8 protein-coding genes are annotated in these 6272 nt (G+C 68.3%); 3 read left to right on the top strand and 5 right to left on the bottom strand.

The features are described from left to right. From rplI to rpsF, 4 genes are all read right to left on the bottom strand, one after another. On the bottom strand, positions 1-400 hold a 400-nt coding region (gene rplI / locus ACFTZL_RS39250; protein WP_382593582.1), incomplete at its 3' end, for a 50S ribosomal protein L9. A gap of 18 nt (positions 401-418) precedes the next feature. Beyond that, complete coding sequence (gene rpsR / locus ACFTZL_RS39245; protein ID WP_003949403.1) at positions 419-655, bottom strand: 30S ribosomal protein S18; 237 nt, start codon at positions 653-655, stop codon at positions 419-421. 44 nt (positions 656-699) lie between these two features. After that, positions 700-1299, bottom strand: a complete 600-nt coding sequence (locus ACFTZL_RS39240; RefSeq protein WP_382593579.1) for a single-stranded DNA-binding protein — start codon at positions 1297-1299, stop codon at positions 700-702. A gap of 76 nt (positions 1300-1375) precedes the next feature. After that, positions 1376-1666 carry a 30S ribosomal protein S6 gene (gene rpsF / locus ACFTZL_RS39235; RefSeq protein WP_030847098.1) on the bottom strand — a complete coding sequence of 97 codons (291 nt, stop codon included), beginning with the start codon at positions 1664-1666 and terminating at the stop codon, positions 1376-1378. Between the two features lie 264 nt (positions 1667-1930). Here rpsF and ACFTZL_RS39230 point away from each other — a divergent pair, with 264 nt between their 5' ends. The 3 genes from ACFTZL_RS39230 (at position 1931) to ACFTZL_RS39220 (ending at position 4629) form a co-directional block, all read left to right on the top strand. Beyond that, a complete protein-coding gene (locus ACFTZL_RS39230) occupies positions 1931-2248 on the top strand; it encodes a hypothetical protein (protein WP_382492239.1) in 318 nt (105 codons plus the stop codon). Positions 2249-2414: 166 nt separating this feature from the next. Next, complete coding sequence (femX, locus tag ACFTZL_RS39225) at positions 2415-3536, top strand: peptidoglycan bridge formation glycyltransferase FemX (protein WP_382593576.1); 1122 nt, start codon at positions 2415-2417, stop codon at positions 3534-3536. A 61-nt stretch (positions 3537-3597) separates the two neighbouring features. Beyond that, positions 3598-4629 (top strand): alanine racemase, encoded by a 1032-nt coding sequence (locus tag ACFTZL_RS39220; protein WP_382593573.1) that lies wholly within the window; start codon positions 3598-3600, stop codon positions 4627-4629. A gap of 81 nt (positions 4630-4710) precedes the next feature. Here ACFTZL_RS39220 and ACFTZL_RS39215 read toward each other — a convergent pair whose 3' ends face one another. Further along, a complete protein-coding gene (locus tag ACFTZL_RS39215; RefSeq protein ID WP_382593585.1) occupies positions 4711-6222 on the bottom strand; it encodes a glycosyltransferase family 87 protein in 1512 nt (503 codons plus the stop codon). Between the last annotated feature and the right edge of the window lie 50 nt (positions 6223-6272).

Raw genomic sequence — 6272 nt, 5'->3', positions numbered from 1 at the left:
GCAGACGCACGGACGACTGGTGAGCGCCCAGCGACTTGATCGGCGAACCGATCTCGATGCGGCGCTTGTCGACCTCGGGGCCACCGGCAGCCTTGATCGCCGAGGCGATGTCGGCCGGGGTGACGGAACCGAAGAGGCGACCGGCGTCGCCGGCACGGACGGCCAGGCGGACCTTGACGCCCTCGAGCTGGGCCTTCACCTGGTTGGCCTGCTCGATGGTCTGGATCTCGTGGATCTTGCGAGCACGACGGATCTGCTCGACGTCCTTCTCGCCGCCCTTGGTCCAGCGGATAGCGAACCTCCGCGGGATCAGGTAGTTGCGAGCGTAACCGTCCTTGACGTCGACGACGTCGCCCGCGGCGCCGAGGCCGGAGACCTCGTGGGTGAGGATGATCTTCATGTGTCGGTCACCCTTCCCTTATCGCGCGGTGGAGGTGTAGGGCAGCAGCGCCATCTCACGGCTGTTCTTCACGGCCGTGGCGACGTCACGCTGGTGCTGCGTGCAGTTGCCGGTCACGCGGCGGGCACGGATCTTGCCGCGGTCGGAAATGAACTTCCGCAGCATGTTCGTGTCCTTGTAGTCCACGTACGTGACCTTGTCCTTGCAGAATGCGCAGACCTTCTTCTTCGGCTTGCGCACAGGCGGCTTCGCCATGGTGATTCTCCTGTGTGATCAAGAAGTTTGGGTGCGAGCCCGCCCTAGAAGGGGGGCTCGTCCGAGTAGCCGCCGCCGCCACCGCTGCCGCCGCCGGAGTTTCCACCCCAGCCGCCGCCACCGCCCTGGTTGCCACCGGCGGGAGCGCCGGTCGCCCACGGGTCGTCAGCGGGAGCGCCGCCGCCCTGCTGGCCGCCACCGGGGCCGCCGCCCCAGCCGCCGCCACCCTGGCCGCCACCGCCACCGCTGCCGCCGCCGTAGCCTCCCTGGCCACCGCGGCCGGTGGTCTTGGTGACCTTGGCCGTGGCGTTGCGCAGGCTGGCGCCGACTTCCTCGACGTCCAGCTCGTAGACCGTGCGCTTGACGCCCTCGCGGTCCTCGTAGGACCGCTGCTTCAGCCGGCCCTGCACGACGACGCGCATGCCTCGCTGGAGCGACTCGGCGACGTTCTCAGCCGCCTGGCGCCAGACCGAGCAGGTCAGGAAGAGGCTCTCGCCGTCCTTCCACTCGTTCGTCTGGCGGTCGAAGGTGCGGGGAGTGGACGCGACACGGAACTTCGCGACGGCCGCACCGGAGGGGGTGAAGCGCAGCTCGGGGTCGTCGACAAGATTGCCGACCACCGTGATGACGGTCTCGCCTGCCATGGGGAACCTCTCGGCGGGTTTGCTGCTGGCTGCTTGTGCTGCTACTCGAATCCCGGGATCAGCTGAGCGGGAGAGCTCAGTGGGTCTCGGGGCGGAGGACCTTGGTCCGGAGGACCGACTCGTTCAGGTTCATCTGGCGGTCGAGCTCCTTGACGACCGCAGGCTCGGCCTGCAGGTCGATGACCGAGTAGATGCCCTCGGGCTTCTTCTTGATCTCGTACGCGAGACGACGACGGCCCCAGGTGTCGACCTTCTCGACCTTTCCGCCGCCGTCACGGACGACAGAAAGGAAGTTCTCGATCAACGGAGAGACAGCGCGCTCCTCGACCTCGGGGTCGAGGATGACCATCACCTCGTAGTGACGCATGTGGAACCCACCTCCTTTGGACTCAGCGGCCACGGTCGATCCGTGGCAGGAGGGTTGTGATGCGTATCCGACGGTATCGGCCACCACTGACAGTCGGGGGTTCTGTCGAGAACCCCCTGCCGTGATGTGGGCAGACACCGGTGCGGACGGTACAGAGTACCCGCACAGCGGCTTGCGGTTGAAATCCGGCCGCGGGGGCAGCCAATCTGTACACATCGGGTGTGTATGGCGCTACGATGCGCCGACTTTCGCAGGAGGTGCCCTATGGCACAGGCATTGCGACCCAACACCGCCGGCGGGCTCTTCGCCACGGACGGCAAGCCCCACCCCCTCCAGGACACCCTGCTCGCGGTGACCCTGGTGCTGGGCATCACGTCGTTCGTCACGGCACTCGTCGACGATGACCTGCACCTGCTCAGCTCCTGGACCGGCCTGGTGGGCATTCTCGTCGGTGCGTACGGCCAGTGGATCTCGGAGACGACCCGTGAGCGCTTCGGCCTGATTCTGGGCCTGGGAGCCTCGGCTGTCGGGTTCTTCCTGGGCATGGCGCACGGCGGGTTGTTCGGCGGGCTCATCGACTGACGCCAGGCACACCCCACCTGAACATCGTGTGACGCCCCGGCCACCCACGGGCCCGGGGCGAGGTTCCGTACGCCCAACCGGCGCGCTCCCAAGGCGCAGTAGGCTTCGCGCGAGAGCCGGAGCCCCTGAACCCATGGGGACACACCAGCCCGAGGAGCGCCCCGAAATGAGCCTGACCCTGAGGACCATCAGCCGCGAGCAGCATCTGGCCTACATCCAGAGCCTGCCGTCGGCGAGCCACATGCAGGTCCCGGCCTGGGCTGACGTCAAGGCGGAGTGGCGCTCCGAGCACCTCGGGTGGTTCGACGACAGGACGAGCGAGCTCGTCGGTGCCGGCCTGGTCCTCTACCGGCAGCTCCCCAAGATCAAGCGCTACCTCGCCTACCTGCCCGAGGGCCCGGTCATCAACTGGTTCTCGCCGAATCTGCAGGACTGGATCGAGCCGATGCTGGCTCACCTGAAGCAGCAGGGCGCCTTCTCCGTGAAGATGGGCCCGCCGGTGATCATCCGGCGCTGGGAGGCCGCCTCCATCAAGCAGGGCATCCAGAACCCGGACGTGAAGCGGCTGCGCGACATCGAGGCCGACCACATCGAGCCGCGCGCCTTCGAGGTCGCCGACAAGCTGCGCCGCATGGGCTGGCAGCAGGGCGAGGACGGCGGCGCCGGCTTCGGCGACGTCCAGCCCCGCTACGTCTACCAGGTGCCGCTGGCGAACCGGTCCCTGGAAGAGGTCCACAAGAACTTCAACCAGCTGTGGCGCCGCAACATCAAGAAGGCCGAGAAGGCCGGCGTCGAGGTCGTCCAGGGCGGCTACCAGGACCTCGAGGAATGGCAGCGGCTGTACGAGATCACGGCCGTGCGCGACCACTTCCGGCCGCGCCCGCTGTCGTACTTCCAGCGCATGTGGACGGCCCTCAACACCGAGGACCCCAACCGCATGCGGCTGTACTTCGCCCGGCACAACGGCGTGAACCTCTCGGCGGCGACGATGCTGATCGTCGGCGGGCACGTCTGGTACTCCTACGGCGCCTCCGACAACATCGGCCGTGAGGTCCGGCCCTCGAACGCGATGCAGTGGCGGATGCTGCGCGACGCCTACGCGCTCGGCGCCACCGTCTACGACCTGCGCGGCATCTCCGACTCGCTGGACGAGACCGACCACCTCTTCGGCCTGATCCAGTTCAAGGTGGGTACGGGTGGCCAGGCCGCCGAGTACATCGGCGAGTGGGACTTCCCGCTGAACAAGCTGCTGCACAAGGCGCTCGACATCTACATGTCGCGCCGCTGACCCCGCACGCACCCCTCATCCCGCACCTCTGACAGCCACGAGAAAGGTTCCAGGTCCGGCCATGGCGCTCACGCTCTACGTCGACACCGCGCGCTGGCGTGCGCACCACAAGCACGTGCAGGATCAGTTCCCTGGGCTCGTCCCGGTCTGCAAGGGCAACGGCTACGGCTTCGGGCACGAGCGGCTGGCGGAGGAGGCCACCCGGCTGGGGTCGGACATCCTCGCCGTCGGCACGACGTACGAGGCCGCGCGCATCAAGGACTTCTTCGGCGGCGACCTACTGGTGCTGACGCCGTACCGGCGCGGCGAGGAGCCGGTGCCGCTGCCGGACCGCGTCATCCGCTCGGTCTCGTCGATAGACGGCGTCTACGGCCTGGTCGGTGCCCGCGTGGTGATCGAGGTGATGTCCTCGATGAAGCGGCACGGCATCAGCGAGCAGGACCTCGCCCAGCTCCACGCCGCCATCGAGAACGTCCGCCTGGAGGGCTTCGCCATCCACCTGCCGCTGGACCGCACCGACGGCTCGGACGCGGTCGAGGAGGTCATCGGCTGGATGGACCGGCTGCGTGCGGCCCGGCTGCCCCTGCACACCATGTTCGTCAGCCACCTCAAGGCCGATGAACTCGCCCGTCTCCAGCAGCAGTTCCCGCAGACCCGGTTCCGTGCCCGCATCGGCACGCGGCTGTGGCTGGGGGACCACGACGCCACCGAGTACCGCGGCGCGGTCCTGGACGTCACGCGCGTAGCCAAGGGCGAGCGCTTCGGCTACCGGCAGCAGAAGGCGGCCTCCGACGGCTTCCTGGTGGTCGTGGCGGGCGGTACGTCGCACGGGGTGGGTCTGGAGGCCCCCAAGGCGCTGCACGGCGTCATGCCGCGTGCCAAGGGCGTCGCCCGCGCCGGCCTCGCGACGGTCAACCGGAACCTTTCTCCGTTCGTCTGGGGCGGCAAGCAGCGCTGGTTCGCCGAGCCGCCGCACATGCAGGTCTCGATCCTGTTCGTGCCCTCGGACGCGCCGGAGCCGAAGGTCGGCGAGGAACTGGTGGCCCATCTGCGGCACACCACCACGCAGTTCGACCGGATCATGGACCGCTGACCGGCGCGGTGCACTGAGGTCGCACAGCTCAGCAAGAAGGCCGTACACGGCTTCCCGTGTACGGCCTTTCGCATCGTTCGCTCAGAGCGAACCGCCGGTCGCGTCCTGTTTGCCCCACTGGACCTGCGCCCCGTCGAAGTGAGCGGTCGTGTGCCGCGAGGGACGGGCCGCAGGACCGAGGACGAAGACGTCCTCGGCGCCGTCGAGCACTCCGCCCGAGGGATCGTCGTCGCCGGACCGGCGCACCGGATCCCGCTCCGGCATGAAGATGTCGCGCACGATCATGACGCACAGGTACAGCGTCCCCAGCAGATGCAGGGCGATGGCCCAGTGGTAGCCGTCGGTCGGCAGGCCCTTGTGGGCCTCTCCGCTGGTCGTGTACGCGAGGTACAGCCAGATCCCCAGGAAGTAGGCCACCTCGCAGGCCTGCCAGATCAGGAAGTCCCGCCACTTCGGCCGGGCGAGCGCCGCCAGGGGCACCAGCCACAGGACGTACTGCGGCGAGTAGACCTTGTTGGTGAGGATGAACGCCGCGACGATCAGGAAAGCGAGCTGTGCGAACCGCGGGCGGCGCGGGGCGGTCAGGGCGAGCGCCGCTACTGCCGCGGAGCACACCAGCATCAGCAGCGTGGCGAGTGTGTTGACGGTGTCGATGCTGAGCGGGTCGTCCGAGTTCTGGGCCATGATCAGCCAGAAGGAGCCGAAGTCGACGCCCCGTTCCTGGCTGAACGTATAGAACTTCGACCAGCCCTCGAACGCGAAGAGCATCACCGGCCCGTTCACGACGACCCAGGCGACGATCGCGCCGCCCAGAGCCGTCCCGAACGCGCGCCACCTGCCCGCGCGCCAGCACAGCACCATCAGCGGCCCGAGGATCAGGAAGGGATAGAGCTTGGCGGCCGTGGCAAGCCCCAGCAGGACGCCGAAAGCGAGGGAGCGGCCGCGTGACCACATCAGCATCGCCGCGGCCGTCAGAGCGACCGCCAGCAGATCCCAGTTGATGGTCGCCGTCAGCGCGAAGGCGGGCGCCAGGGCCACCAGCAGACCGTCCCAGGGACGCCGGGCATGGGTACGGGTCACGCAGACGGCGATGACCGACGCACACACCATGAGCATCCCGGCGTTGACCATCCAGTACCACTGCTCCTGGTACTGGATGGTGCCGCTGCCGGGCGTGAGCCAGGAGGCGACCTCCATGAAGACACCGGTCAGCACCGGGTACTCCAGGTACTGCATGTCGCCGGGGAGCCGGTCGAAGTACGGCACGAGTCCGTCGGCGAAGCCGCGCCCCTGGTAGAGGTGCGGGATGTCCGAGTAGCACGCGTGCGTGTACTGGGAGCTGACACCGAAGAACCAGGCTCCGTTGAAGCAGGGCGCCTTCTGGACCAGGCCGAGAGCGAACATGCCGATCGCCACCAGCGCGATCACCCGCACGGGAGTCCACCGGGACGCCCCGATCAGGGCACGCCGCCCCAGCGGGCCGCCGATCAGCTCGCTGCCGGCCGCGGCGACCTCGTCCTCCTTGGTCGGCCGCACCGGGTCCGGTTCGTGGACGCTCGCTTGCTTCGAATCTGCACTGGGCATGCCGCACATCCTGCCGTACGTGTCTATCAATACGCCGAGGGCCGCCGTACCCGAGTGGG

Source organism: Streptomyces sp. NPDC056948 (assembly GCF_042674225.1).
Lineage (GTDB): Bacteria > Actinomycetota > Actinomycetes > Streptomycetales > Streptomycetaceae > Streptomyces > Streptomyces purpurascens.
The sequence above is the reverse complement of the archived record's forward strand: the minus strand, read 5'-3'. Positions and strand labels throughout refer to the sequence as shown.

What these genes read in the sequence shown, in the direction of transcription:
- ACFTZL_RS39215 (WP_382593585.1), bottom strand. Translation starts at nt 6,222, where the DNA reads ATGTGCGGCATGCCCAGTGCAGATTCGAAGCAAGCGAGCGTCCACGAA.
- rpsR (WP_003949403.1), bottom strand. Translation starts at nt 655, where the DNA reads ATGGCGAAGCCGCCTGTGCGCAAGCCGAAGAAGAAGGTCTGCGCATTC.
- ACFTZL_RS39240 (WP_382593579.1), bottom strand. Translation starts at nt 1,299, where the DNA reads ATGGCAGGCGAGACCGTCATCACGGTGGTCGGCAATCTTGTCGACGAC.
- ACFTZL_RS39220 (WP_382593573.1), top strand. Translation starts at nt 3,598, where the DNA reads ATGGCGCTCACGCTCTACGTCGACACCGCGCGCTGGCGTGCGCACCAC.
- femX (WP_382593576.1), top strand. Translation starts at nt 2,415, where the DNA reads ATGAGCCTGACCCTGAGGACCATCAGCCGCGAGCAGCATCTGGCCTAC.
- ACFTZL_RS39230 (WP_382492239.1), top strand. Translation starts at nt 1,931, where the DNA reads ATGGCACAGGCATTGCGACCCAACACCGCCGGCGGGCTCTTCGCCACG.
- rpsF (WP_030847098.1), bottom strand. Translation starts at nt 1,666, where the DNA reads ATGCGTCACTACGAGGTGATGGTCATCCTCGACCCCGAGGTCGAGGAG.